This is a genomic window from Parasedimentitalea maritima (assembly GCF_005771405.1).
GTDB lineage: Bacteria > Pseudomonadota > Alphaproteobacteria > Rhodobacterales > Rhodobacteraceae > Parasedimentitalea > Parasedimentitalea maritima.
In genome coordinates, this window is sequence record NZ_VAUA01000002.1 from 167,085 (window position 1) to 190,461 (window position 23,377).

At 55.4% G+C, this 23,377-nt stretch carries 25 protein-coding genes; 14 read left to right on the forward strand and 11 right to left on the reverse strand.

The features are described from left to right. Positions 1-95: 95 nt before the first annotated feature. Both FEE96_RS04505 and FEE96_RS04510 read right to left on the reverse strand, forming a co-directional pair. Positions 96-2,435, reverse strand: a complete 2,340-nt coding sequence (locus FEE96_RS04505; protein WP_138161826.1) for a Tex family protein — start codon at positions 2,433-2,435, stop codon at positions 96-98. 107 nt (positions 2,436-2,542) lie between these two features. Then, the gene (locus FEE96_RS04510) at positions 2,543-2,983 is read right to left on the reverse strand and encodes a winged helix-turn-helix transcriptional regulator (RefSeq protein ID WP_138161827.1); all 441 of its coding nucleotides are present in this window, start codon (positions 2,981-2,983) and stop codon (positions 2,543-2,545) included. A 91-nt stretch (positions 2,984-3,074) separates the two neighbouring features. On the opposite strand from FEE96_RS04510, the gene FEE96_RS04515 reads away from it, so the two are divergent. Beyond that, positions 3,075-3,428, forward strand: coding sequence for a VOC family protein (locus tag FEE96_RS04515; protein WP_138161828.1), 354 nt, complete (start codon positions 3,075-3,077; stop codon positions 3,426-3,428). Then, positions 3,425-3,823, forward strand: a complete 399-nt coding sequence (locus tag FEE96_RS04520; protein WP_138161829.1) for a hypothetical protein — start codon at positions 3,425-3,427, stop codon at positions 3,821-3,823. Before FEE96_RS04515 ends, FEE96_RS04520 begins: the two co-directional genes overlap by 4 nt. 68 nt (positions 3,824-3,891) lie before the next feature. Here FEE96_RS04520 and FEE96_RS04525 read toward each other — a convergent pair whose 3' ends face one another. After that, complete coding sequence (locus FEE96_RS04525) at positions 3,892-4,218, reverse strand: winged helix-turn-helix transcriptional regulator (protein ID WP_138161830.1); 327 nt, start codon at positions 4,216-4,218, stop codon at positions 3,892-3,894. Between the two features lie 93 nt (positions 4,219-4,311). On the opposite strand from FEE96_RS04525, the gene FEE96_RS04530 reads away from it, so the two are divergent. From FEE96_RS04530 to pepT, 3 genes are all read left to right on the forward strand, one after another. Further along, on the forward strand, positions 4,312-5,046 hold the full coding sequence (locus FEE96_RS04530) for a hypothetical protein (RefSeq protein WP_138161831.1): 735 nt from the start codon (positions 4,312-4,314) through the stop codon (positions 5,044-5,046). A 95-nt stretch (positions 5,047-5,141) separates the two neighbouring features. After that, the gene (gatB, locus tag FEE96_RS04535; protein WP_138161832.1) at positions 5,142-6,653 is read left to right on the forward strand and encodes an Asp-tRNA(Asn)/Glu-tRNA(Gln) amidotransferase subunit GatB; all 1,512 of its coding nucleotides are present in this window, start codon (positions 5,142-5,144) and stop codon (positions 6,651-6,653) included. Between the two features lie 118 nt (positions 6,654-6,771). Beyond that, positions 6,772-8,019, forward strand: a complete 1,248-nt coding sequence (gene pepT, locus FEE96_RS04540; protein ID WP_138161833.1) for a peptidase T — start codon at positions 6,772-6,774, stop codon at positions 8,017-8,019. Between the two features lie 78 nt (positions 8,020-8,097). On the opposite strand, the gene FEE96_RS04545 is transcribed toward pepT, so the two are convergent. Beyond that, positions 8,098-9,030, reverse strand: a complete 933-nt coding sequence (locus tag FEE96_RS04545) for an AraC family transcriptional regulator (protein ID WP_171021607.1) — start codon at positions 9,028-9,030, stop codon at positions 8,098-8,100. Between the two features lie 148 nt (positions 9,031-9,178). Between FEE96_RS04545 and FEE96_RS04550 the strand changes: the two genes are divergently transcribed. Continuing rightward, a complete protein-coding gene (locus tag FEE96_RS04550) occupies positions 9,179-9,469 on the forward strand; it encodes a putative quinol monooxygenase (protein WP_138161835.1) in 291 nt (96 codons plus the stop codon). A 477-nt stretch (positions 9,470-9,946) separates the two neighbouring features. Further along, positions 9,947-10,435, forward strand: coding sequence for a DUF4177 domain-containing protein (locus FEE96_RS04555; protein WP_138162141.1), 489 nt, complete (start codon positions 9,947-9,949; stop codon positions 10,433-10,435). A gap of 20 nt (positions 10,436-10,455) precedes the next feature. On the opposite strand, the gene FEE96_RS04560 is transcribed toward FEE96_RS04555, so the two are convergent. Continuing rightward, positions 10,456-10,710, reverse strand: coding sequence for a BolA family protein (locus tag FEE96_RS04560; protein WP_138161836.1), 255 nt, complete (start codon positions 10,708-10,710; stop codon positions 10,456-10,458). Positions 10,711-10,816: 106 nt separating this feature from the next. Here FEE96_RS04560 and FEE96_RS04565 point away from each other — a divergent pair, with 106 nt between their 5' ends. Further along, positions 10,817-11,443: a DnaJ domain-containing protein gene (locus FEE96_RS04565; RefSeq protein WP_138161837.1), complete on the forward strand. Its 627-nt coding sequence runs from the start codon at positions 10,817-10,819 to the stop codon at positions 11,441-11,443. A gap of 134 nt (positions 11,444-11,577) precedes the next feature. On the opposite strand, the gene FEE96_RS04570 is transcribed toward FEE96_RS04565, so the two are convergent. After that, positions 11,578-12,468 carry a DMT family transporter gene (locus FEE96_RS04570; protein ID WP_138161838.1) on the reverse strand — a complete coding sequence of 297 codons (891 nt, stop codon included), beginning with the start codon at positions 12,466-12,468 and terminating at the stop codon, positions 11,578-11,580. A gap of 73 nt (positions 12,469-12,541) precedes the next feature. Between FEE96_RS04570 and FEE96_RS04575 the strand changes: the two genes are divergently transcribed. Next, positions 12,542-12,907: a winged helix-turn-helix transcriptional regulator gene (locus FEE96_RS04575; RefSeq protein ID WP_138161839.1), complete on the forward strand. Its 366-nt coding sequence runs from the start codon at positions 12,542-12,544 to the stop codon at positions 12,905-12,907. A 50-nt stretch (positions 12,908-12,957) separates the two neighbouring features. Here the strand turns inward: FEE96_RS04575 and FEE96_RS04580 are convergent, their stop codons facing one another. The 4 genes from FEE96_RS04580 to FEE96_RS04595 all read right to left on the reverse strand — a co-directional run bounded on the left by FEE96_RS04580 (position 12,958) and on the right by FEE96_RS04595 (position 17,134). Further along, positions 12,958-15,084, reverse strand: a complete 2,127-nt coding sequence (locus FEE96_RS04580) for a DEAD/DEAH box helicase (protein ID WP_245227154.1) — start codon at positions 15,082-15,084, stop codon at positions 12,958-12,960. A 209-nt stretch (positions 15,085-15,293) separates the two neighbouring features. After that, positions 15,294-15,626 (reverse strand): GYD domain-containing protein, encoded by a 333-nt coding sequence (locus FEE96_RS04585; protein ID WP_138161840.1) that lies wholly within the window; start codon positions 15,624-15,626, stop codon positions 15,294-15,296. 72 nt (positions 15,627-15,698) lie between these two features. Next, entirely contained in the window at positions 15,699-16,481 is a 783-nt protein-coding gene (locus FEE96_RS04590) for a DUF2182 domain-containing protein (protein WP_138161841.1), read from the reverse strand. 14 nt (positions 16,482-16,495) lie between these two features. Next, the gene (locus FEE96_RS04595; protein WP_138161842.1) at positions 16,496-17,134 is read right to left on the reverse strand and encodes a DUF1326 domain-containing protein; all 639 of its coding nucleotides are present in this window, start codon (positions 17,132-17,134) and stop codon (positions 16,496-16,498) included. Between the two features lie 290 nt (positions 17,135-17,424). Here FEE96_RS04595 and cobS point away from each other — a divergent pair, with 290 nt between their 5' ends. The 5 genes from cobS (at position 17,425) to FEE96_RS04620 (ending at position 22,978) form a co-directional block, all read left to right on the forward strand. Then, on the forward strand, positions 17,425-18,411 hold the full coding sequence (cobS, locus tag FEE96_RS04600; protein WP_138161843.1) for a cobaltochelatase subunit CobS: 987 nt from the start codon (positions 17,425-17,427) through the stop codon (positions 18,409-18,411). Continuing rightward, the gene (locus FEE96_RS04605) at positions 18,408-18,818 is read left to right on the forward strand and encodes a hypothetical protein (protein WP_138161844.1); all 411 of its coding nucleotides are present in this window, start codon (positions 18,408-18,410) and stop codon (positions 18,816-18,818) included. The genes cobS and FEE96_RS04605 overlap by 4 nt, the downstream gene beginning before the upstream one ends. Continuing rightward, positions 18,815-20,689, forward strand: coding sequence for a cobaltochelatase subunit CobT (gene cobT / locus FEE96_RS04610; RefSeq protein ID WP_138161845.1), 1,875 nt, complete (start codon positions 18,815-18,817; stop codon positions 20,687-20,689). The genes FEE96_RS04605 and cobT overlap by 4 nt, the downstream gene beginning before the upstream one ends. Positions 20,690-20,786: 97 nt before the next feature. Further along, the gene (locus FEE96_RS04615; protein ID WP_138161846.1) at positions 20,787-22,577 is read left to right on the forward strand and encodes an aminopeptidase P family protein; all 1,791 of its coding nucleotides are present in this window, start codon (positions 20,787-20,789) and stop codon (positions 22,575-22,577) included. Positions 22,578-22,636: 59 nt separating this feature from the next. Then, on the forward strand, positions 22,637-22,978 hold the full coding sequence (locus FEE96_RS04620) for a DUF427 domain-containing protein (RefSeq protein ID WP_138161847.1): 342 nt from the start codon (positions 22,637-22,639) through the stop codon (positions 22,976-22,978). A 169-nt stretch (positions 22,979-23,147) separates the two neighbouring features. On the opposite strand, the gene FEE96_RS04625 is transcribed toward FEE96_RS04620, so the two are convergent. Then, positions 23,148-23,339: a hypothetical protein gene (locus tag FEE96_RS04625; RefSeq protein ID WP_138161848.1), complete on the reverse strand. Its 192-nt coding sequence runs from the start codon at positions 23,337-23,339 to the stop codon at positions 23,148-23,150. Between the last annotated feature and the right edge of the window lie 38 nt (positions 23,340-23,377).

The following is a 23,377-nucleotide window of genomic DNA, read 5'->3' on the forward strand; positions in this document are numbered from 1 at the left end:
CTTCTACACAAAAAAACGGCAGAGCTAAGGCCCCGCCGCCGTATTTACTTGCAGGAAGGGTCAACTCTACAGACCAAATTGGCCAATCCGCATGTCTAACGTTTCTTCATCGCATTCATCAGCGCAGCACCCAGAGCGCCACCACTGTCTTGTTTGCCCTTTTGCCCTTTTGGTCCAGCAGACATCGGCTGTTTGCTACGTGGTTTACCGCGCTCTGCAGCCTTACCTCCACCGTTCCCGCGCGCATTGCGGTCATCTCGCGCCGAGGCCCCGCCATCTTTGCGCATGGTCAGACCGATGCGTTTGCGCGGTACATCGATCTCGGTCACGGTAACTTTGACCACAGCCCCGGCCTTCACCACCTCATGCGGGTCTTTGACAAACTTGTCAGCCAACTGACTGACATGCACCAACCCGTCTTGGTGCACACCAATATCGACAAAGGCGCCAAAGGCCGCAACATTGGTTACGGTGCCTTCCAGCACCATGCCCGGTTTGAGATCCTTGATGTCTTCCACGCCGTCAGCGAAACTCGCTGTGACAAACGTGGGGCGCGGGTCACGGCCTGGCTTCTCAAGTTCCGTCAGAATATCACGGACAGTCGGCAGGCCTACATCCCCCCCGACAAAATCCTCGGCCCGCAGGCGTTTCAACGCCGTGTCGTCGCCCATGATCTGACGAATGTCCCGCCCACAGGCTGCTACGATCTGGCGTGCGACCTTATAGCTTTCGGGATGAACAGACGAGGCATCCAGCGGCTCTTTGCCATCACGGATTCGCAGAAACCCTGCACATTGCTCAAACGCCTTTGGCCCCAGGCGCGCCACTTTCAACAATTCCCTGCGCGAGACAAAGGCACCGTTCATATCCCGATGCGCCACAATTGCTTCGGCCAGTCCCGGCCCCAGCCCCGAAACATGTGCCAGCAGCGGCGCCGAGGCCATGTTCAGATCCACACCAACACCGTTTACCACATCTTCAATCACTGCCTCCAGCGACTTTGACAGCTGATGCTGGTCAACGTCGTGCTGATACTGACCGACGCCAATCGCCTTGGGCTCGATCTTGACCAGTTCGGCCAATGGATCCTGCAGCCGCCGCGCAATCGAAACCGCGCCACGCAGGGAAACATCCAAGTCCGGAAATTCCCGCGCGGCCAGTTCCGAGGCTGAGTAGACCGATGCCCCCGCTTCGCTGACAACAACCTTAGTTGGCGTTTTTACGCCCTTGGGCAACAGCTTCAGTGTATCCGCCACCAACCGTTCCGTTTCGCGGCTCCCGGTGCCATTGCCTATGGCGATCAACTCGACCCCATGCTGCACCACCATCTTCAAAATCGCTGCCTCCGATCCGCGCACGTCGTTCTTTGGCTGGAATGGGTAAATGGTATCAGTTCCCACCAGTTTCCCGGTTGCATCAACCACGGCCGCCTTGACGCCGGTGCGAATGCCCGGGTCCAAACCGAGCGTCACCTTTGCACCGGCTGGGGCCGCAAAAAGCAGGTCCTTCAGGTTACGCGCAAACACCCGGATGGCCTCATCCTGAGAGCGGCTGCGTAGCTCGCTCATCAGTTCCAGCATCATCGACAGACTCAACTTGACCCGCCAAGCCCAGCCCGCAACTTTGCGCAGCCAGACATCACCCGGCCCGTTGCCGCCCACTTGCAACTGTGCCGCCACCATGGACTCAGCGCGGGCAGCACCTTCTTCTGGGTCGGGACCGATATCGAGCGTCAACACGCCTTCGTTCGATCCGCGCAACATCGCAAGTGCCCGGTGTGACGGAACAACTGCCCAGCGCTCGCGGTGGTCGAAATAGTCCGAGAACTTAGCCCCCTTGTCTTGCTGCCCATCCACAACCCGCGCCGTCAACAGGGCCTCTTTCTGCATGAAATCACGCAGATTTCCTAGCAGGACAGCATTCTCTGTCAAACCTTCCACCAGAATATCCCGCGCCCCATTCAGCGCATCTTTGACTGTCTCAACAGCCTCACTCAAATAGCCCTCAGCCAGGTTCTCTGGCTTGGCCGTGCGATCAGCGAGAATTGCCTCGGCCAGTGCTTCCAGCCCGTTTTCCCGCGCAATCATCGCCTTTGTGCGGCGTTTCTTCTTGTAAGGTAGATAGATATCTTCCAATTGCGCCTTGGTCTCAGCCCTGGCGATCGAAGTTGCCAGATCCGAGGTCAGTTTGTCTTGCGACTTGATCGCGTCAAGGATCGAAACCCGCCGCGCCTCTAGCTCGCGCAGGTAAGTCAACCGCTCGTCCAAAGTCCGCAACTGGGTGTCATCCAAGCCCCCAGTCGCTTCTTTGCGGTAGCGTGCTACGAAGGGAACGGTTGAGCCTTCATCCAGCAGTGTCACAGCTGAGTTGACCTGTTTTGGCGTGGCGCTGATTTCGCGGGCGATGGTTTGGGCAATGCGGGCGACTGTGTCCACGGCGGCCTCCTGTGGGTCTGTTGGACGCCCTTCTTAGCCTTGCCGCAGGCCATCGCCAAGTGGTCACGTTCCCATGGTGGCAATTTATCGATTGCACGCAATCTTTGTCAGGAAGAAAGCTCCAGCCCCGCATTCACACGATCTATTTCAGCCTCGTACCAGGCAATAGCAGCTTTGGGGTTCTCGCGAAATGCCTTGGCAAACGATGCCGGTGCTGCGGTCTTGTCATCGAACTCCGTAGACCAAACCATCATGCCAAGGAATGCAGGCAACAAAGCCCGTGCTTTACGCGTCGGAAGATAGAAGACTTTGCTTCGCTTGTTGGGGTCAACATGGCGCGTCAACATGTCATCGCCTTCCAGCCGTGACAGTCGATCCGCCAGTATGTTCGTTGATATCCCCTCTTCCGAGGCGGCGAACTCTCCGTAGTACCGCTTACCATGCAGCAGAATGTCCCGCAGCAGGACAAAGCACCATTTGTCGCCAAAAACCCCGGCCGCATAGCGAACCGGGCAGCCGGACCACGAGATTTTATCTGACTTTTTCATGGCCCCAGACTAGCAGAAATATTTTCACTTGCAATTTGAAAGCACCCGGCCAACAATCCACTTGCAAAACAAAAGTGAATTGGAGAACAAAATGCCCTCACCCTTTGTATGGTTTGACAATATCGGAGCGAAGCGAGACGAAACGACTGACTTTCTGGGCAAGACATTCGGCTGGGCGTCCAATGACATCGGCCCAATGACATTTCTGACGGATGAGGGTGAACTGCCCTTTGCCGCGACCTGTGACAGCATGGACGGTGCCAGCGGGTGGGTCCCCTATATTGAGGTCGATGATCTGGAACCAGCCGTAGTCAATGCCGTAACAAATGGCGCAAAAGTCATCGCAGAGAACCTGATTGGCCCCGCCGGAACCGCGACGTTCATGCAAGATCCCGGTGGTGCACCACTGGCGCTGTGGAAACGAGGTGAAATGGCGACGCCATGACCAAGCACCTGATTTCCGTTCTTGCCTTTATGGCGGTCACTTTTGCGGTGCAGGGATTTTCGCACTTTCTGCTGAATGCAGATCACTTTGCCGCAATGGGGTTCCTGCGAGAGACACCCATAATGCCAATGGGGTTTACCGTGATGATCATTCAAGGGTTCATCTTAAGCCTTGCTCTGTCGCGATGGGCCCCATCACAGCCAAGCCTGCGTGACGCGATGATCATTTCTTTGGCATTTGGCCTATTTCTGGCCTCCTATATCATCCTGACGGAACCTGCCAAATACCTAGTGCCGTCTATTATGGCCTGGATCAGGGTTGAGGCGATTGCCAGTGCGACCCAATTTGTGGTGTTTGGCATCCTATTAGGATTGATCCACCGAAAGTTCGCATAGAGTCCGAACTCTAATACCGATGCGCCGCCTTCATAGGCTGTGCATCGGGCAAACAAAGTTCAGCTATTTCAATCTGGTAGGTCAGGCGTATGCTCCGCGCCCCAAACGCGAAGCGCCGTCATCATCGGGCCAAGCGCTTGCCCGCTTTCGGTCAGGTGATACTCCCAGCGCGGTGGATTTTGTGAATAGTTGCGGCGCCCCAACACGCCTCCCTCTTCCAATTTGCGCAGCCGACCAGACAAGGTGTTGGGCGACACCCCCAGTACATTCTGCAAGTCCTGAAACCTTCGCGAACCTTCCAAAAAGAACTCGCGCAGGATCAGCAGTGACCACTGGTCGCCCATCACATTCGATGCCCGTTGGATCGGGCAATTTCGGCGTTCATCCTGTTCCATGTATTTTATTTAGGGTCGTCCCTTGCAAATGTGAAGTAACTCCTCATTTAGAAGTGACTACAATACTTGAAGTCACTACACTCGGAGACCACAATGTTCGAAACTATCGCAACTTACTATGTGCAGGTATTTGCCGTGATCCTGCCTGCCCTTGTCATTGGCTTAATCGCCATTGGCGCCCATCGATCTGACCTGTCCAAGGCCAAGACAGTCGTTGCAATTGGCGGCGTCGCAGCCCTGCTTGGTGTCTGGCACGCCTTATCTGTCAATCTGGCCAAGGCTGGAATTCTAATGCCGCCGCTGCAGGCAACCGATCCCCCCTACGCGCTGATGCCCTTGTTGGGCGGTGCTTTCCTTTTGTGGGCCTTAGGACGCTGGACAAAAACAGGGCGAACCATTCTGGGCGGCCTTGATCACATTCACCTGATCAGCATCCAGAGCCTGCGCCTGATGGGCGGGTTCTTCCTGATTGGTTGGGCCATGGGGGCTATCCCCTGGCAATTTGCCCTGCCCGCCGGGATCGGAGACATCATGGCCGGGATCGCAGCTATTCAGGCCACACGCGCCCTGAGCCGTGGGGACGCAAACGCAGAACAACTGGTGCGCCGTGCCAGCATCATCGGATTATTGGACTTTGTTGTTGCCGTCAGCCTGGGCATCGTCACCTCTGTTGGATTCATGCAGCTGATGGCCTTTGACAGCCCCAACATCATCAATGCCTACCCACTGGCGCTGTTTCCCGAATACTTTGTGCCGATCTTTATCGCGTTCCAACTGTTCTCCTTGGGTGCGCTCCTCCGTCGCAGCACTCAAATCGCTACCGCATAATCACTACAAGTGGCCGGACAATGCTCTGGCCACTTGCCCCGCTCCGCTGGCTGGCCTAGAACGCTGGCAAACCTGATCAAAGGAGCCGGTGCGAGATGCTCGACCTGACATATGAACTGCCCAAACCCAAGGTGATCTCGGGTGCCAAGCATGACTGGGAATTGGTCATCGGTCTTGAGGTCCACGCGCAGGTTAGCTCTAACGCCAAGCTGTTCTCGGGGGCCTCGACCCAGTTTGGTGCCGAGCCGAACTCAAACGTGGCCTTTGTGGATTCCGCGATGCCCGGCATGCTGCCCGTCATCAACGAATATTGCATCGAACAGGCTGTGCGCACGGGTCTGGGCCTGAAGGCACAGATCAACCTGAATTCAGCCTTTGATCGCAAGAACTATTTCTACCCGGATCTGCCGCAAGGCTATCAGATCTCGCAGTTGTACCACCCCATTGTGGGCGAAGGCGAAGTGCTGGTTGAGCTGGGCAACGGCCTGGCCCGCAACGTGCGCATCGAACGCATCCACATGGAGCAGGACGCCGGCAAGTCGATCCACGATATGGATCCGAACATGTCATTCGTTGACCTGAACCGTGTTGGCGTCTGCCTGATGGAAATCGTGTCGCGCCCCGACATCCGTGGCCCTGAAGAGGCTGCAGCGTTCGTTGGCAAGCTGCGCCAGATCATGCGGTACCTGGGCACCTGTGACGGCAACATGCAGAACGGCAACATGCGTGCTGATGTGAACGTGTCGATCTGTCGTCCGGGCCAGTACGAGAAGTATCAGGAAACCCAAGACTTCTCGCATCTCGGCACCCGCTGCGAAATCAAGAACATGAACTCGATGCGGTTCATCCAGCAGGCGATCGAGGTCGAAGCCCGTCGTCAGATCGCGATTGTCGAGGCTGGTGGTAAAGTCGATCAGGAAACCCGCCTGTATGACGTCGAGAAGGGCGAAACCCGGTCGATGCGATCGAAAGAAGAAGCGCATGACTATCGCTACTTCCCTGACCCCGATCTGCTGCCGCTGGAAATTGAACAGGAGTGGGTAGACCAGATTGCTGCCACCTTGCCCGAACTGCCAGACGCCAAGAAACTGCGGTTCATCAGCGACTTTGGCCTGTCCGACTATGACGCCTCGGTGCTGACTGCGGATGTTGAATCGGCTGCCTATTTCGAAGCTGTCGCTGAAGGCCGTAGTGGCAAACTGGCCGCCAACTGGGTGATCAACGAGCTGTTCGGCCGCCTGAAAGCCGACGACAAAGATATCTCTAACTGTCCAGTCCCCCCGGCGCAGTTGGGTGGTATCATCGAGTTGATCTCGGCGGACACCATTTCCGGCAAGATCGCCAAAGACCTGTTTGAAATCGTCTACACCGAAGGCGGTGACCCGGCGCAGATCGTCGAAGATCGCGGCATGAAGCAGGTGACTGACACCGGCGCGATTGAAGCGGCTCTGGACCAGATCATCGCAGATAACCCTGCTCAAGTGGAAAAAGCCAAAGTGAACCCAAAACTGGCAGGTTGGTTTGTCGGTCAGGTGATGAAAGCCACCGGCGGCAAGGCAAACCCAAAGGCTGTGAACCAATTGGTGGCACAGAAACTGGGCGAGTAACCCACGGGTTACAGCAAGGTATGCAGGGCGGTCTTCGGGTCGCCCTTTTCTTTTTTCTGTCCCAACTTGACACTTGGACATGTGGGCCGTTCTGTAGGCAAAAATGTCAGGAGAGATCATGTCCACCAGCTTCAATCAAGAACTCCAGGATCGTCTGGTTCGTTACGCGGCTATCGACAGCCAAAGCGACGAGAACTCCCCCACCGCGCCCAGCACCGAGATCCAGTTCGACATGCTCAATCTGTTGCGGGACGAGCTGAACGCCATTGGGGCACGGGACGTAGAACTAACCGACTATGGTGTGGTACTGGCAACCATTCCAGGAACTATGGAGGGACCAACAATTGGGTTCCTGGCCCATGTCGACACCGCCCCACAGTTTAATGCCGAGGGTGTCAAACCAAGGGTGATCAAAGGTTACAATGGCGGCGACATTACATTCCCTGATGATCCCGAGCTGACCCTTTCGCCGTCTGAGCACCCCTATCTTGCCACCAAACAGGGTCATGACCTGATCACAGCCTCTGGCACCACCCTGCTGGGCGCAGACGACAAGGCCGGTGTGTCAATCATCATGACAATGGCGCGCCATCTACTGGAAAACCCCGATATCAAGCGCGGTCCCATTCGTATCGGATTTACGCCTGATGAAGAAATCGGCCGTGGCGTAGGCACTGAACTGCCCAAAGATCTGGCAGTGGACTTTGCTTATACGCTGGATGGCAGCGAGGTTGGTGAGATCATTTACGAGAGTTTCTCGGCTGACCGCGCGGTTGTGACCGTAAAAGGCGTGTCGATCCACCCAGGCTGGGCCAAGGAAAAGATGGTCAACGCCGCACATCTGGCTGCAAAAATTGTGCAGACCCTACCACAGGCCACATTGACACCCGAAACCACGGAAGGGCGCGACGGGTTCCTGCATGTGACAGACCTCAACGGTGGCTCTTCGGAAATGGAGATCAAACTAATCCTGCGCGACTTTGAACGCGACGGGCTAGAGGCCAAGGGTGAGTTGTTGCGTAAGGTCTGTGATGCAGTGCAAGCCTCAGAGCCGCGCGCAGAAATCCACTGTGAAATCACCCCGCAATACCGCAACATGCGCTACTGGCTCGAAGACGACATGACGCCAGTAGATCTGGCAATCGAGGCCTGCCAGGCTCATGGTATCGAAACCGTAGCAGACCCCATCCGTGGTGGCACCGACGGATCACGTCTGACCGAGATGGGCGTCCCCACCCCCAATATTTTTTGTGGCATGCAATGCATCCACGGGCCGTTGGAATGGATATCGGTCCAGGATATGGCAACGGCAACAGATGTGTGTCTGACGCTTGCGACACTGGCGGCAGAAAAGCAGGCGAAATAATCACCATTTAAAAAAAAGAGATTGGGCGCCTGACACATTTTGGCGCCCAGCTGTATCCTTCGCACCCCCAAACCAACATCACATGTTCTCGCCACGCATTCGACTTGGGGTCGTGCCAAACCGCTTACGGAATTGCGAAATGAAATGGGATGGATTGTCGTAGCCCACAGAGGTTCCGATCTCACCAATGCTGGCATCACTGGTTAACAATGCCGCGCGGGCGTGTTCCATTCGCTTTCCAATCAGCCATTGAGCCGGTGTGGTATCGAATTGCCGTTTAAATTCGCGTGTGAAGGATGAAACAGAACGACCAGACAGTTTGGCAAAGTCGCTAACGGTCAAATTATGCAGCATGTGATGTTGCATGAGATAGCGAATGTTCCTCTTGCCGGTATCTTCGTTGTTCTCTCGCAGAAAGGCACTTTGGCGCTCAGCGCAATCAAGTGTTTGGATCAGATACAATAGCTCGGTCAGCTTGTTGCGGAGCAGATCCTGCGAGACCTTGAGGCCCCGATAGACATTGGTCAGGCTTTCCATGTAGGCGGTAAAACTCTCGTGTGCGTCGATTTTGTAACTGCCAACGGATTTTGCCTGAGGCCCAGATGCTCTCGGGCTTCGTTTCTCGAACTCAGCAATAGTGGTCTGATCGAAGAAACACAAAAAGGCCTCGAGCGGACCGTTTGAATTGCAAAAATTTGAAATCATGTGAACGTTCCGTGGCAACAGGATCATCTCGCCAGCCTGTACAACAATTTCCTCCCCACTCGGCGTCAGGAACCGCTCGCAGCCACGCATGACAAAACACAAACAGGGCCCTGTGTTATAAAACTCAACATCCAGCGCACTTTGGCAAACTCGCTTGTGATAGATCGCGTTCCTGCCATGCCTCATCACGGCCTTGGCTTCTGCGAACCCCTCTAGACCCTCAGGAATGACAAGACAATTTACGCCAGAGGCAGTGACCGTCACTGCACCACCGGTGCGTTGCCCTAACCCAAATGCTTGTTTCATAGAAATCCCATGTACCCCAAACCTATTCGTCCCGCGGATATCACCTTTTACAAACTGGTGCTCGTTTTTTGACATTTTTGATGCAATTCCGATACCGCCCAATCTGCCACTCTCTCCATAAAACGCCTACTCAACAAAGGAGATAACCATGAGTATCTGGGTAACATTGGAGATGGGCGTAAAGGCCGGAGCCTATGAGAGCTTAAGTGTGTTTCTGAACGAGAAACTTCCTGCGGTGCGTAGTTTTGAGGGCGCAATGTCGGTCTCGGTATTGTTTGATGATCAGACCAACCGCCTGCTGTTGTTGGAAGAATGGAAATCAAAGCCCCATCATCAAGCCTATATCGCCGCGATTTCGACCAATGGTGTGATGGAGCAGCTGCTGGCGTTCATGACAGGTGCGCCTGAGGTCAAGTACTTTCAACGGGTCATGATCTGATGGGCACACCGCGCAAATTCTTGACACGTCGCGATATCCTGGCCAGCGGCTGCGCAGCAGTTCTACTTCCTGTCTTGCCTGCTGAGGCAATGGCGAGGCGATCTGTAACTGTGGAGGTCAGAACACTAAAACGGGACCCTCGCGCAAACGCTGATCCGTTGAAGGTAGCAATAAATCGTCGCACCCAATCCGGCCTACTGTCACAAAAAATTCTAAAGGGAGAGGACGGTTTTCTACTGATCGAAGAGTGGCAGAACGCCGAAAGGTTCTTCACGGGCGGGTTCGTACGACAACTCCTATAACACTAGCGCATCGCAGCGGCCGGACTTCGAGACGGTCGCTGCGAACTTCCTAGGTATGCTACGAATGCCAAATGCTATGGCGCAATCCGTCCCACTTCCCAAAACATCAGCTTTCCTGCCTTGGCCTAGCGCCCTGCACTTGCTAAACACCTGCAACAAACAAAAGATCCGGATCCTGATGATGTTCGAGTACAAGGTTGTTCCCGCCCCCGCCAAGGGCACCAAGGCCAAAGGGGTCAAGACACCTCATGGGCGGTTTGCCGTATCAATTGAACAGCTGTTGAATGACATGGCGGCAGATGGGTGGGAGTTTCAGCGGGCTGAGCTGTTGCCCAGCGAGGAACGTGCAGGTCTGACCGGATCAACCACCAATTGGCGAAATGTTATGGTATTCCGTCGCCCTGTCACACCAGCCGCAGGCCAAGAGGCTGGAACCGGCGCGTTTGCACCGCAGCCCTTTGCCGAACCGCAACATCAACCTGAACCCGTGCCGCTAACCGCGACCGCGGGTGATCCCGAAGCCTCACCCGATGCGGTGCCGGTTCCAGGTCCCGGTGCGCGCGAGATGATGGCAGATGATGGTGTAGAAGAGCTAAGCCCGGTTTCAGGTGTGACCGCAGCGCTTAAAACCCGTGCCAAGCAGCAAAGTGACGACGACAGCTAAATCGCTGTCGCCCCTGGTGATCAAACATCTATGTCCAGCGCCAGCGCGTGAATGCGGGGCACAATATCGCCCAGTGCCTTATGGACCATGCGATGGCGCTGCACCCGATTCTGCCCTGCAAACCCTGCTGCCCGAATACGCACATTAAAATGGCTCTCGCCCTTACCATCGTGACCCGCGTGGCCGCGATGACTGTCGCTATCGTCAACCACCTCCAGTTCAGTTGGCTCAAATGCTGCCTGTAACCGGTTTTCCATCTCGTCTTTGACGCTCATTGTCACATTTCCCATATTAATTTTTGTAACCCCCTTCTATCTGCCGCTGTGTAGATTAGAATGTCTTCTCCGAGTCGAACAGATGCGTCGTAGAAGGTGCACCCCCATGAGCAAGTCAGATCCTTTCGGTTTCGATATGTCGGTCCGATCCGCCAAGAAGAAAAACCCGCGCGGGCGGCGCAGCATGTCGGGGGCCTCTGAGACCTCCGTCCGAGAATGTCACCACAAAGGGTGCGAGGAGGCCGGTAAGTTCCGCGCCCCCAAGGCACCAGACGTGCTGGATGAGTTTTTCTGGTTCTGCCAGGAACACGTCCGTGAGTACAACAGCAAGTGGAGCTTCTTTGAAGGCACCACCGAGGCTGAGCTAAACGCGCAGTCTTCCAAAGATAAGGTCTGGGAGCGCGAGACCCGTCCACTGGGCGATCCTGAGGCCCGCGCTTGGGCGCGTTTGGGTATCGAGGATCCGCATCAGGTCTTGGGCGCCAATGCCACCCAGAACCCCGGTAAGAACGGTGGCAGTACAGGTCGCCGCCTGCCTGCTACCGAACGTCGCGCAATCGAAATTCTGGAAGCCAATGACGGCTGGACCAAGGTCGAGATCCGCAAGGCATATAAGAAGCTGATCAAGGTGCTGCACCCTGACATGAACGGTGGCGACCGATCACAAGAAGAGCAGCTGCAAGAAGTGATGTGGGCCTGGGACCAGATCAAGGACAGCAAGACTTTTAAGTAAATCTGATCCCGCATGTATAAGCGATAGTATCGCTTATACATGCCTTCCCTTTTGCAGGTTCAAACAGCGGGGTGGCGTATACCGTTTTTTTTGAAGACCCTGCACCAACCAGAACCAGTGGCTTGCGATGGTTTTCAAGTTAGAACAATCAGGCTCGTTCCAAGTACCGCAAAAACAGCACCCGAAATTGCTTGGAGCGAAGGTCGCACACCATCCCTGACCCACAGGATCGGCAATATCAATACGGGTGAAAGTGATCCTAGAACCGCCGCAGCGCCCGCTTCGAAGTTTGCGAAGGCATACAGAAGCAAGGTTGATGAAACTCCGTAGCCAATAAATCCAGGAAGAATGGTTCGCCCAAGAAGTGCCGGTGTCATGTTGATTTCACACCTAAATACCTGCGCCGGCCAAAGGCCAATCACCGAAACCACAAAAGCAGCTCCGGTTAATCGGATCGCCGAGGCTGCAATGGGATCGGTTCCTGCCAACATGGCGGGTTTCATGATCAGGAATCCTGCGCCCTGGCTGGTGGTGGCGATAAGCCCCAATAAGACAACCATGCCAATTGAGCCTGAAATTTTCTCGTTATGCTCCGGTTTGTCCGTTTGGGACAGGACTGCCATCAGGACCCCGGATATCGCCACCCCAACTCCCAATATCCCCAAAGCTGAAAGAGTCTCACCAAGCCAGAGATAGGCCATAGCTGCAACAATTGGCGCCTTAAGGGACAAGAGCACTTCGGTACGTCTGGGTCCGCCACGGCGCAGACATTCAATCATCGCAAGGTTGCCGATGACGATACCGGCAACAATGCTGACAACAAAAGACGACCAATACTGCCAGGCAACAGTCGTCCACCCCCCTAACATGGTAGACGCCAACAATAGAATTGCTGCGCATGCAATCAGTTGAATGCGGGTGAATTCAAAAGCCCCTAGTTGGCGAGCAGGCGCCTGCGCCAACACGATCCCAGCGGCCCAGCCAACTGATGCGGCAATTGCCGCAGACACAGGCAACAAGAACATGACTTACCTCTCCGAAATTGCTATCATTTGTGTAGCAATAGCGCGCTACACAAATGATAGCAACGGAGAACCTATGCCAAATCACACTCCCCGACCCGGATCTCCTGTCCGCGGCTCAAAAACTGGTAAGCCCATTATGGCACTGTTCGATCTATTGGGGCGGAGTTGGGCTTTGGGCATTATCTGGCAACTGTCACAGCAGCCCATGACATTCAGGCACCTTCAGGAAAGTTGCGAGTCTGTTTCTCCCTCTGTTTTGAACCGTAGGATCAAAGAGCTGCGGGAAAGCGGGCTTCTTGAGCGCGGGGACGCCGGGTATCAGCTTTCTGACACCGGACAAGAGCTGTTCCAGTTGCTGGCACCATTGGGGAACTGGTCGACACACTGGGCAGGTCTGCAAGTCGAGAACACTACTGAGCCGACGTCCAACAACACATAAAGAGGGCGGCCAAAGCCGCCCTGCATCAATGTTTCTAGTGTCGGAAAGTACTAGTTCCCTTTGCGGGGCTTACTCTTGGCGTAGCCACCGCCACCTTTTGCGGCCGCTGCGCGGGCCCTGTTCTTTTTGCTATCAGCCCGACCCTTTGGGGGCGGTGGACCTTTTTTGCGTTCACCGTCGCTGCGTGTTTTGCCGGCATAGGGTTTGCTATCGCCAGACTTTCGCCGCTTCAGAGGGGTGACATGCTCTTCACCTGGACGCGCCATACGCTGAGAGGGATTGCTTGCAGCCTTATTCGCGGCAGGCTTCGGCTTTTTCGCACGTGGAGCAGGCGCATCGTTCCAATCAGTTGGTGGGGTCGAAGGCTTGCCGCCATACCCGGATCCGCCACCCTTTTTGCCCATGTCTTCACGTGGTTTCCGGTCGTCACGAGACTTGTAATCATCACGAGGCTTCCGGTCTTCACGAGGTTTGCGGTCTTCTCGTGGACCGCGCGATTTGTAATCCTCACGTGGGCCGCGTGGTTTGCGGTCGCCACGATCATCGCGACGCGGGCCTTTCCCATCAAACTTAGGGCGTGGCGAATTGGCGATATCTGGGGCCTTATCCAGCTGTGTTACCTTGGAGCCTTCAACTTCTGAAGCGCCACCAAGTGCCTTCAGGAAACCATCAACACTGCTTTGGCGCAACTCAACAAAGCTCTCTTTGCCCTGCACCCGGATCGCACCGAGGTCGTCTTTGGACAGATTACCGGCCTTGCACAGCATTGGCAGCAGACGGCGCGGCTCTGCGCCCGCATCGCGACCACCGGCAACGGAGAACCAAACCGACGGTCCAAATGGTTCGCGCTCTCTGCGGTTGCCTTTGTCCTGACCTGGATCACTTAGTTCTTCCGGCGCAGTGTGACGCGAGTGGAACAAACGCAGGTAAGCAGCCGCGAGCTGCTCCGGAGAAAATTTCTCCAGCAGGTTCGCAACAGGTGTGGCCTCTGCCTCAGTCACGGTTTCGTTCCAAGATGCATCACCCAGCATACGGGCCTCATCCTGGCCGCGAACAGCTTCGGCGCTTGGCGCATTCAGCTCTTCAGCAGTGAGTTTGGCCGAACGCAGCAGGCGCATCGCTTTACCGCGCGCCTTGGGCGGAACGATCAACGCAGACACACCGTGGCGCCCTGCCCGGCCGGTCCGGCCTGAACGGTGCAGCAGGGTTTCGTGACTGTTTGGCAGTTCGGCATGAACCACCAGATCCAACTTAGGAAGATCGATACCGCGCGCAGCAACATCAGTAGCCACACAAACGCTGGCACGACCATCACGCAGCGACTGCAACGCGTTCGAGCGTTCTGCCTGTGACAGCTCGCCCGACAACGCTACAACCGAGAAGCCCCGATTCGACAGGCGTGTGGTCAGACGGTTGACCATGGCGCGAGTGTTACAAAACACCAATGCGTTTGGGGCTTCGTGGAAGCGCAACACGTTGATGATGGCATTTTCAGAGTCACGCTGCGAAACTGCCAGCAGTTGATAATCAATATCCGCGTGCTGTGATTTCTCGGCAACCGTGGTGATCCGCTGGTGATCTTTCAGATAGGTTTCTGCCAGCCGTGCGATGCCTTTGGGCACTGTTGCCGAGAACATCAGGGTACGACGTGTTTCAGGTGTTTCGCCCAGAATAAATTCCAGATCTTCGCGGAAACCGAGGTCGAGCATTTCATCGGCTTCGTCCAGCACAACAGCACGGACTTCGGACAGATTGATCGAGCCACGCATGATGTGGTCGCGCAGACGGCCCGGAGTGGCAACAACGATATGAGTGCCGCGATCCAGCGCCCGACGCTCGTCGCGCATGTCCATCCCGCCGACAGTTGACGCCAGATGGGCACCGGCACCTTGATACAACCAGCTCAGCTCGCGCTTGACCTGAAGGGCCAGTTCACGGGTTGGCGCAATGACCAGCGCCAGCGGCGCGGCCGCCTGACCAAAACCTTCGTCGTCGCCCAGCAATGTTGGCGCCATAGCCAGACCAAAGCCAACTGTTTTGCCCGAACCAGTCTGGGCAGAGACCAACAGATCCGACTGCTCGAGCTCAGGATTGCTGACCTCTTGCTGGACCTGGGTCAGAGATTCATAACCGCGCGCCTTAAGCGCATCTGCGAGTGCTGTTTTCACGATATTCATTTTCGCTTGCTGCGGGGCACGGCAATTGGGTCAGCCAGCCCGGAATTTTGACGGCACCACCATCACGGTGGGCGGGGCCCACGTGACCCGATTGGGCGCATGTAATAGGTTTCGGAGCAAAAGTATAGATGTTCTATTGTACAGGCAGCTATGCGCTCAGTGATAGGCGAAGGGCCGCACTATTTTGCGCAACCCGTCTATGCCATGTATCACGATCCGGGAGGAACATAGGCTCCGGTCAGGCCAGCAGCCTTTTTGATAACGCCCTCAAAGTCGTCACTGGTCCATGCGCGCACAGTCTCAGCTTTGGAAATCGCACCTGAAGCAGAAACCGCCATCGCCAAAGCAACAGCATCCGAGCCGTCGGGGGCTTCGGACACCAAAACGATGTCATTGGTTCCGGTGGTATTATAAATCGCCACCACTTTACCGCCGACACTGTCGAGTAGGCTTTGAATTGCACCGGTTCGGTTTTCGGGCTTGGATAGCAGCCCTTTGATGCCAGCCTGCGAATAGCTCGCATAGGTAATAAATAGCGCCATAGTCATCTCCTGTTTCGGTTTGAGGTTGGAAAATTCCAGACATTCCTGTCCAGAGCCAAGCACGACCACTGACTAATTGATCAGGGACGAGATCAGAAAATACGCGCCGCAGGTGATCAACACAGCTCCTGTTGCGCCAGAAAACCTGTGCATTTTGGGTAATGTTTTTTCGGCCAAAACATAAAACGCAAGACCTGCGATCCAATAGAGGTTCATCAGCCCCCCAACAAACAGCAGTGCCATCATTGCCCAACAGCAGCCCAGACAATAACCGCCGTGAAGGATTCCCAGTCGCACTGCCCCTTTCGCCCCCGGTTGGTTGTGATCAGCCAGAAATGCGCTGGGAGAGCGACAATGCCTCAGACAGGCATCTTTGATACCAGAAAACTGATAACAGCCCGCCAACAGCAAAACTGCCCCAGCAACCGACCGCGACGTCAGCGGCATCATCGCCCCCATGGAGAGATCTAGGATTTCAATCTGCCACTGTGCAGCAGTTGCAATCAGGCTGAAGCCACCCCAAGCCAATAGATATCCTGTTAAAAACAACAAGCTGAGCCAGACAGCTTGGTCCGCCTCGGACCCCATGCGCTTGACTGCAACATAGAGAAGCAACATCGGTGCGGCGCTGGGGGTCATCATGGCAATCATCATGACCCACCACATGGCAAAGTTCAGTAGCCCATAATCCGTCGTCCAGACCGGGTTCATCGACATTGATACACCAGCCCCGGCCAGAGTATACCACGCCGCTAATACGGCAATTAGCAATGCTGAAAACAGGACAATCACCTTATCCCGACGCACCAACTTTTCTACCGGCCCCAGCGCCGGAGTTTGCTTCAAATGTTCCATGTCTGAGCCAGCACTCAGGCGCCTACACGGCCTTCACCGGTCAAATGTAGACTGGCGAAATGCGCATGTGTTCCCGAGTTTTTAAGCAAGTCAATCGCGCCACCCGAGGTTTTTGTGCTGCCTTTGGCCATCTCGGCAAAGCCAAACTCAAATCCGTTTGGCAATCGGATACCAACGCGATGCGGCGCGCCGGACATGATGTTTGGGATCGGCTCTGCACTGACCTCTACCACTCCGGCAACGGAGCCTTTGCCGATCCGGTCTTCTGCGTTTATTTCAACCGAGATGGGAGAGACAATGGTGTCATGCTTGGTGGGGCACATGGCGCTGAAGATAAACCACATGGTGGCCATTTCGACAGTATCCTGACCTGTCATGATCGCCTGCAATGCGGCGCGTTGCTCGGCGCTGGCTTTGTCATCAATGATCAGCTGCATTTCGCCTGCGCCTTCGTGGATGGGGCCAGGCCATTTGTATACTCCAGCGGCTAACAGGCCACCCAACTGGATATCGCCGTAGTGGCCCTTGTCGATGCGGAAAAACACCGCCGCTTCGCAAGTTCCATCACTTGGCAAAACACCAAACTGGCAGGGGCAACCAAAGTTGCAGTTACAATTGGCGATTTCTTCGCCTTGAATACTCCACTGTTCCACAAGAAGTCCTCCACAACACAAGCCCGATTTAACAACACATCGAATGCGGGGCCCGGGCCCAAACTCAGCAATACCTATAGGTAGGTCGCCTTTTGAGATTGCGACCGCCAACACCCAATTATATGGGTCACTGCAGGCAACAACCTGCCTGCGATAAGACCAGTTAGTGAGTAAACACACCGCCAAGTCGTGAACCTGTGCAGTTCCCCTTGCCCTTGCCCGCAAGATGTTGCACCAATCCGGCAAACGGGGCCCCGCCGATGGGGATATGAGAATAAGGATCGCGCGTCATGAGCAACGGCTTGCTGGATATCACTGCTAAACCCACCGAGAGCATTTCGGTCCGCGATGTGTTTGGCATCGACACCGACATGACCATCAAAGGTTTTGCCGATGGGTCAAACCGGGTGCCGGATATCGACAGCACCTATAAATTCGACCCAGACACCACCATGGCAATTCTCGCCGGATTTTCGCACAATCGCCGCGTTATGATCCAAGGCTATCACGGCACGGGTAAGTCCACACACATTGAACAGGTTGCCGCCCGGCTGAACTGGCCTGCTGTGCGTGTGAACCTCGACAGTCACATTTCCCGGATCGACCTGATCGGTAAAGACGCGATCAAGCTGAAAGACGGCAAGCAGGTCACCGAATTCCACGAAGGCATTCTGCCCTGGGCGCTGCGCAACCCGGTTGCGATTGTGTTTGATGAATATGACGCTGGCCGTGCCGACGTGATGTTTGTGATCCAGCGGGTACTGGAACATGACGGCAAGCTGACGCTGATGGATCAGAACGAAATCATCACCCCAAACCCACACTTCCGCCTGTTCGCTACCGCCAACACTGTTGGTCTCGGTGATACCACCGGGTTGTACCATGGCACCCAGCAGATCAACCAAGCCCAGATGGACCGCTGGTCGCTGGTTGCCACCTTGAACTATCTGTCGCATGACGCCGAAACCATGATCGTGCTGTCCAAGGCACCGCATTACAACACCGAGGCCGGCCGCAAGACGGTCAGCCAGATGGTAACTGTTGCCGACCTGACCCGGACCGCATTTATGAACGGTGATCTGTCCACCGTGATGTCGCCTCGTACGGTGATCAACTGGGCGCAAAACGCCGAGATTTTCCGTGATGTGGGCTATGCGTTCCGCCTGTCGTTCCTGAACAAATGTGACGAGCTGGAGCGCCAGACCGTAGCCGAGTTCTACCAGCGCTGTTTTGACGAGGAACTGCCGGAAAGTGCTGCGAACGTGAGCTTGGGGTGACGAAAGCGCAAAAGCACTTCGCAAGTCTGTGCTTCGCCATCGGTGCAGCCAATATTGCGAGTGCTACTACAACAGCAAAAAGCCTTGGTGAGCTTGCTCCTATTTCACAAGAATCTTCGATCACAGACAAACACGTCAGATGTGTCGGATTTTTTGAATCGGTGCGGGTTCTATGGGCAGCCGCAGCGCCCTATGGAGAGCAACGTGATATTCTTGCTTTTGTGTTCAAGATTGATCCCTCAGATTTTGCGTCTAAACTTGAGATTGAGAAATCAAGGTCACAGTCGTTAGTCCAGAAATACCTCAACAGCTTTCACGGGGTTTGGCCTAAGAGGAATGTCGAGATGCCCATCTTTAAGAATGACAAGGCTATTTGCCTTGATCTGATCGAAAGTCGGAAAGAATGAAAAAGCCGAACGACAATCCCGCCGACCCGTTCAAGAAGGCCCTCGCCGAGGCCACCAAGGTCATGGCCAACGACTCGGACCTCAGCGTTGCGTATACAGTTGACCCATCCGGCCTGTCCGGGGATTCAATGCGCTTGCCACAGGTATCGCGCCGGATGACCCGCCAAGAGGTGCTGCTGGCCCGTGGCACCGCCGATGCTTTGGCGTTGCGCCACCGGTTCCATGACGACGGTGTGCATGCCAAATACGCACCACCCGGTGACATGGCCCGTGACTTGTACGAGTCAATGGAAACTGCCCGCTGCGAGGCCATGGGCGCGCGGCATATGCCTGGCACCGCCAGCAACATTGATGTCAAGATCCACAACGAAGCTCTGCGCAAGGGCTATGATCAGTGCCAAACCGCGTCCGAGGCGCCGCTTGCGGTGTCAGCCGGCTATCTGATCCGCCATCTGGCCACCGGACGCCCCCTGCCTGAAGGTGCGGCCAACGTGATGGAACTATGGCGTGGGTTTATCGAAAACCAGGCTGGCGAAACGCTGGAAAACCTCGACGATACCATCGCTGACCAGGCCACATTTGCCAAGTTCGCCCGTCAGGTGATCAGTGATCTCGGCTATGGCGATCAGTTGGGTGATGACCCCGACGATATCGACGATCAGGATGATCAGGCCGAAGACGACGCCGAAGAACAGCAAGATCCCGATAGCAGCGGTCAAGAAGATGCTTCGGATGACGAGGCTGACGCCAATCCGGAGCAAAGCCAGGAACAGCAGCAGGACGAGCAGCAGGCTCAGGTTTCGGCCGATGATATGGCCGACGAAGAAACTGGCGAAGAAACCGAGATGCCGGATGGTGAGGCGCCGCTGGAGCCGCCTACCCCGTTGCCGCCGTCTGATGCCGATCCGGATTATAAGGTTTACCTGAGCGACCACGACGAAGAAATACGCGCCGAAGATCTGGCAGAACCAGCCGAGCTGGAACGATTGCGCGCCTATCTGGATCAGCAACTAGAGCCGCTGAAAGGTGCCGTGAACCGCTTGGCCAACAAGTTGCAACGCCGCCTACAAGCGCAGCAGAACCGGTCATGGGAATTTGATCTGGAGGAAGGCATTCTGGATGCCGGCCGTTTGGCCCGTGTGGTGGTCAGCCCCACTACACCGCTGTCGTTCAAGATCGAAAAAGACACTGAATTCCAAGACACGGTCGTGACATTGCTAATCGACAACTCTGGCTCAATGCGCGGTCGACCGATCTCGATCGCGGCGATCTGTGCAGATGTTCTGGCCCGAACGCTGGAACGTTGCAACGTCAAGGTCGAAATCCTGGGCTTTACCACCCGGGCCTGGAAAGGCGGACAGGCGCGTGAGGTTTGGCTGAACGATGGTCGCCCACAAATGCCGGGCCGTCTGAACGACCTGCGCCACATCATCTACAAAAGTGCCGACGCCCCAATGCGCCGCACCCGGCCCAACTTGGGTTTGATGATGAAGGAAGGCCTGCTGAAGGAAAACATCGACGGTGAAGCGCTGGAATGGGCCCACCGGCGGATGGCCGCACGGCAAGAGGCACGCAAAATCCTGATGGTGATTTCGGACGGCGCCCCAGTGGACGACAGTACCCTGTCGGTGAACCCCGCCAACTATCTCGAAAAACACCTGCGCGATGTAATCACCATGGTGGAAAAGAAAAAGATCGTTGAGCTGTTGGCGATTGGGATCGGCCATGATGTGACTCGTTATTATAACCGCGCGGTCACCATCACGGATGTGGAACAGTTGGCTGGCGCTATGACTGAGCAACTGGCTGCTTTGTTTGATTCTGACCCGCGCGCGCGTGCACGGGTGATGGGGATCAAGCGAGCTGGATAAGCCGACCCTTGCCACAGGCAGAGGTATTTGAAACAAGAAGATATAAGGCGCGTCATCGAGATGGCGCGCCTTTTGATTTTGCCCCGGAGGACCCCACATGTATCAGACTTTTGATGTGACTTCGCGCCCGGAACAGGGACCACCACGTTTGCAGGCTCTGCGGGCAGAATTGACGGCCGAAGGGTTGGACGGGTTTCTGGTGCCGCGTGCAGATGCACATCAAGGGGAATATGTGGCCCCTTGTGATGAACGGCTGAGCTGGCTGACCGGATTTACCGGGTCGGCAGGGTTTTGTGCCGTTCTTACAAGTATCGCGGGAGTATTTATCGACGGGCGGTACCGCACCCAGGTCAAACGACAGGTCGCAGCTGAATACACCCCCGTACCCTGGCCCGAGATCCAACTGGCGGATTGGCTCATCGAGCAACTACCAGAGGGTGGCAAGGTTGGATTTGATCCCTGGCTACACGCCGCCGGACAGATCAAGACCTTGTTGGAGCGCCTAACTGGAACCGGAATTGAACTGGTACAGGTCGACAATCTTGTTGACCGGGTCTGGACAGATCGTCCGGTTGCCCCGATGCAGGATGTCACCACTCATGAACTTCAATATGCCGGTGAAGCTGCGGCTGACAAATGTCAGCGATTGGCTAAGACACTGAGTGATGCGGGCCAAACAGCGGCACTAATCACCCTGCCCGATTCAATCATGTGGTTGCTGAACATACGTGGGGCCGATATCGCCCGCAATCCAGTCGCGCATGGGTTTGCAATTCTCCACGATGATGCTCGGGTAGATCTGTTTATGGCAGTGCAAAAACTGGCTGGTGTCACCGAACATCTGGGCGCCTCAGTGACGATCCACCCTACGGCCAACCTTGAAGCAGCTGTCGCTGCTTTGAACGGTGCAGTTGCCGTAGATTCGACTACTGTGCCTCAAGTTCTGGCTGATAACCTTGGCGACCGGTTGGTGAACGCCGGTGATCCCTGCGCCCTGCCTAAGGCCCGCAAAAACGCCGCTGAAATAGCAGGAAGTGCCGCCGCCCATCTGCGGGATGGCGCAGCAGTGGTGGAGGTGCTGGCCTGGCTTGATGCTCAGGCTCCTGGCAGCCTGACCGAAATTGAAGTGGTTACCAAGCTGGAAGAGTTGCGCCAGCGCGACCCCGCCCTACGCGATATTAGCTTTGAAACCATCGCAGGCACGGGTGAAAACGGTGCGGTCATGCACTACCGGGTCACCAAGGACTCCAACACCGTTCTGAACGAAGGCGATTTGCTGGTTCTGGACAGTGGGGGCCAGTATTTGGACGGCACCACAGATATTACCCGCACAGTACCAATTGGGGGGGCTGGTGACCAAGAAAGGGCGGCGTTTACTCGCGTCCTGCAAGGTATGATCGCCATGTCCTGTCTACGCTGGCCCGTTGGACTGGCTGGACGTGATATCGAAGCCGTGGGTCGGGTTCCCTTGTGGCTGGCTGGTCAGGACTTCAACCACGGACTAGGCCACGGTGTTGGTGCGTTCCTGAGTGTCCATGAAGGGCCACAACGGTTGAGCCGCGTTAGCCATGTGCCACTAGAGACGGGGATGATCCTGTCCAATGAACCCGGGTATTACCGTGAAGGGGCTTTTGGTATCCGTATTGAAAACCTTTTGGTGGTTGAACCTGCGCCCAAATTAGCCAGTGCCGATGCAGAACGGGAAATGCTGGTGTGGCGGACACTCACCTTTGCTCCAATTGACCGGCGATTGATCGTTGTAGAAATGCTGACGCAAGCAGAACGCAACTGGCTGAATGCCTATCATCAAGAAGTCGCGGCAAAAATTGGCCCCAACGTCACTGCTGATGCACAGGCTTGGCTGGTCAAAGCAACCGCGACAATTTGATTTTCAACTGATATAGAAGCTGCTCGGCCGAAGAGAACCAAGAACACAGGGAAGATGACATGAGTGATATCCGCATTCGCAAGGTAACTGGCAACTGGGTCGTACGCTCGGGTGGTGCCATCCTGGGAGAAAGCAGCAATGTGCTGGAGCTGAACGAAGGACACCTTGCGCCTGTGATCTATTTTCCTCGTGAAGACATTGCGATGGCCATGCTGGATCGAAGCGATAAAACAACCCATTGCCCCTATAAAGGTGATGCCAGCTACTTCTCTATCGTTAATATGTCTACAACCACAAAAGACGCGGTCTGGAGTTACGAAAACCCAATCGATAGTGTTGCTGAAATCAAAAACTATCTGGCGTTTGTGCTCAGTGACTCGGTCAAGGTCGAGCAGCTTTAACAGCAAAAACAGGCAACTCCTGATCTACTGAGAGTTCCGGCACTCTAGCTTTTATACTCAAACTAAAAACTAGGGTTAAAAAGAGCATCCGCGCGGAGCAATGCCGCGAGGGTGAGGTGTTTGAACACAACGATACCGGGAGCGACTACCTGTCGCATCCCAAACTTCGTTAATGGAGCAGAGAATTGCTTAACTGGCGTCGTGCAGCTTCCATAGCATCACCCGATCCAACAAAATGCGTCTCGTTTGCACAGCGGATTGCGTAATCAATGAGGGCCTCTAGTGACACTCGCTCTTTTTCTTGCTCGCTCAATTTGTTGTTCTTATCAGCCTCTTTTGGGCCGTTTTTCGAGAAGAACATGATATTCCTTCCGTCTTGCCTGTGAGTAGTACTACTGT

Coding starts and splice junctions, on each gene's coding strand:
- FEE96_RS04525 (WP_138161830.1), bottom strand. CDS start 4,218: ATGGAACAGGATGAACGCCGAAATTGCCCGATCCAACGGGCATCGAAT.
- FEE96_RS04570 (WP_138161838.1), bottom strand. CDS start 12,468: ATGTTCTTGTTGCCTGTGTCTGCGGCAATTGCCGCATCAGTTGGCTGG.
- pepT (WP_138161833.1), top strand. CDS start 6,772: ATGTCCACCAGCTTCAATCAAGAACTCCAGGATCGTCTGGTTCGTTAC.
- FEE96_RS04545 (WP_171021607.1), bottom strand. CDS start 9,030: ATGAAACAAGCATTTGGGTTAGGGCAACGCACCGGTGGTGCAGTGACG.
- FEE96_RS04620 (WP_138161847.1), top strand. CDS start 22,637: ATGAGTGATATCCGCATTCGCAAGGTAACTGGCAACTGGGTCGTACGC.
- FEE96_RS04585 (WP_138161840.1), bottom strand. CDS start 15,626: ATGGCGCTATTTATTACCTATGCGAGCTATTCGCAGGCTGGCATCAAA.
- FEE96_RS04565 (WP_138161837.1), top strand. CDS start 10,817: ATGAGCAAGTCAGATCCTTTCGGTTTCGATATGTCGGTCCGATCCGCC.
- FEE96_RS04590 (WP_138161841.1), bottom strand. CDS start 16,481: ATGGAACATTTGAAGCAAACTCCGGCGCTGGGGCCGGTAGAAAAGTTG.
- FEE96_RS04575 (WP_138161839.1), top strand. CDS start 12,542: ATGCCAAATCACACTCCCCGACCCGGATCTCCTGTCCGCGGCTCAAAA.
- gatB (WP_138161832.1), top strand. CDS start 5,142: ATGCTCGACCTGACATATGAACTGCCCAAACCCAAGGTGATCTCGGGT.
- FEE96_RS04510 (WP_138161827.1), bottom strand. CDS start 2,983: ATGAAAAAGTCAGATAAAATCTCGTGGTCCGGCTGCCCGGTTCGCTAT.
- FEE96_RS04550 (WP_138161835.1), top strand. CDS start 9,179: ATGAGTATCTGGGTAACATTGGAGATGGGCGTAAAGGCCGGAGCCTAT.
- FEE96_RS04520 (WP_138161829.1), top strand. CDS start 3,425: ATGACCAAGCACCTGATTTCCGTTCTTGCCTTTATGGCGGTCACTTTT.
- FEE96_RS04530 (WP_138161831.1), top strand. CDS start 4,312: ATGTTCGAAACTATCGCAACTTACTATGTGCAGGTATTTGCCGTGATC.
- cobS (WP_138161843.1), top strand. CDS start 17,425: ATGAGCAACGGCTTGCTGGATATCACTGCTAAACCCACCGAGAGCATT.
- cobT (WP_138161845.1), top strand. CDS start 18,815: ATGAAAAAGCCGAACGACAATCCCGCCGACCCGTTCAAGAAGGCCCTC.
- FEE96_RS04625 (WP_138161848.1), bottom strand. CDS start 23,339: ATGTTCTTCTCGAAAAACGGCCCAAAAGAGGCTGATAAGAACAACAAA.
- FEE96_RS04515 (WP_138161828.1), top strand. CDS start 3,075: ATGCCCTCACCCTTTGTATGGTTTGACAATATCGGAGCGAAGCGAGAC.
- FEE96_RS04615 (WP_138161846.1), top strand. CDS start 20,787: ATGTATCAGACTTTTGATGTGACTTCGCGCCCGGAACAGGGACCACCA.
- FEE96_RS04580 (WP_245227154.1), bottom strand. CDS start 15,084: ATGAATATCGTGAAAACAGCACTCGCAGATGCGCTTAAGGCGCGCGGT.
- FEE96_RS04560 (WP_138161836.1), bottom strand. CDS start 10,710: ATGAGCGTCAAAGACGAGATGGAAAACCGGTTACAGGCAGCATTTGAG.